The sequence below is a fragment of the Dysosmobacter sp. HCP28S3_G4 genome, assembly GCF_052065175.1.
Taxonomy (GTDB): domain Bacteria; phylum Bacillota; class Clostridia; order Oscillospirales; family Oscillospiraceae; genus Oscillibacter.
The window spans coordinates 1-1516 of sequence record NZ_JBQHUP010000099.1; the positions used below are offsets into that span (position 1 = coordinate 1).

The 1516-nt window shown below is 63.0% G+C and carries 1 protein-coding gene; it reads right to left on the reverse strand.

Translation table 11 applies throughout. The features are described from left to right. Window positions 1-276: 276 nt before the first annotated feature. Window positions 277-1516: S-layer homology domain-containing protein (locus ACTNBU_RS12555; RefSeq protein WP_441034436.1), on the reverse strand; the 1240-nt coding region annotated here is incomplete at its 5' end.

Below are 1516 nucleotides of genomic sequence, written 5' to 3' on the forward strand. Positions count from 1 at the left end.
AATGGAATGACTCTGCCCATTTCCTATTTTCGATTCTATTTTCCCGAATATGTGCTGAAAACCCGGTTGCCGCCTAATTGCGCAACCGGGTTTCTCGACAGCCTGAGACCGGCTGCCGATGGCAGCCGGTCTTCTGCGGTTCCGGGAATGTCCGCCATGGTCTTGCGCCGGACTTCCGGTGCGGACGGGGCAAAAAGGGGCCGCCATGCCGGTTTTCACCGGCATGGCGGCCTTGCTGTTGGATGTCAGAAATGCTGTTTCCTGTGCTCCCTCTGCTCAGATATTGCCGCGATACAGGAACGTGACGATCTGGCCGCGGGTGCAGGAGTCATTCGGGCCGAAGGTGGTGGCCGTGATGCCGTTGGTGATGCCCTTCTCCGTCGCCCAGATCACAGCGTCGCCGCAGAAAGACTCAGGCCGCACATCCGTGAAGGCCATGGCCCCGGTCACCGCGGGGGAGTTGGCGTAGCGATAGAGGAAGGTCACCGTCTGGCCGCGGGTCACCGTGGCATTGGGCGCGAAGGTGGTGGCCGTGGTGCCGTTGGTGATGCCCTTCTCCACCGCCCACAGGACGGCCTTGTAGTAGTAGGCGCCGGCGGACACGTCGGTGAAGGGATTCACCGTGGAGGCAGGCTCGGGTGAGCCGGCATTGCGCCACAGGAAGGTCACCATCTGGGCGCGGGTGCAGGAGGCGCCGGGCTGGAAGGTGGTGTCGGTCACACCGTTGGTGATGCCCTTTTCCACCGCCCACAGGACGGCGTCATGGCAGTAGCTGCCCTCTGCCACATCGGTGAAGGGATTCTCCGCTGCCGCCGCCGTGTCGTTCTTCGTCCACTTGGCGTACACGGTCATGTTTTCTCTCAGCTTGACAGAGGTGACCTTGGTGGTCAGACCGCTGTCGGAATACCAGCCGGCGAAGGTGTAGCCGCTTCTGGTGGGAACGTAGTCGGACAGGTCGATGGTGGTGCCGCTGGTCTTGGAAACCGCGGCGATGGAGGAGCCGCCGTTGGTGTTGAAGGTCAGCTTGTAGCTGGAGCTGGCGGAACCGCCGCCTCCGCCACCGCCACCGCCGCCTCCGCCGCCTCCGCTGCTGCTGGAGGTGCGGTCATAGCGCAGCGTCAGGACATTGTCCTCCGCATTGGCCGTGATCGTCAGGGTCAGGACGGTGGTGCTCAGCGTGTAAGTAGTGCTGCTGTAGATCCTCCAGGAAGTCTCCGGGGTAATGGTAATGGTGGAGCCGACCTCTCCGGTGCCGGACTTCAGCTGGACGGGTTTGCTGTTGACCTTGCTGCCGTTGGTGTAGTAGTTGGCCACCACCGTATAGGCGGCCTCAACAGGCTCGGTGGGTTCAACAGGGACCGTGGGCTCAGTGGGCTTGGTAGGCTCAACGGGAACCGTGGGCTCGGTGGGCTTGGTAGGCTCAACGGGAACCGTGGGCTCGGTGGGTTCAGTGGGCTCAACGGGAACCGTAGGCTCAACAGGCTCGGTGGGCTCAACGGGAACCGTGGGCTCGGTG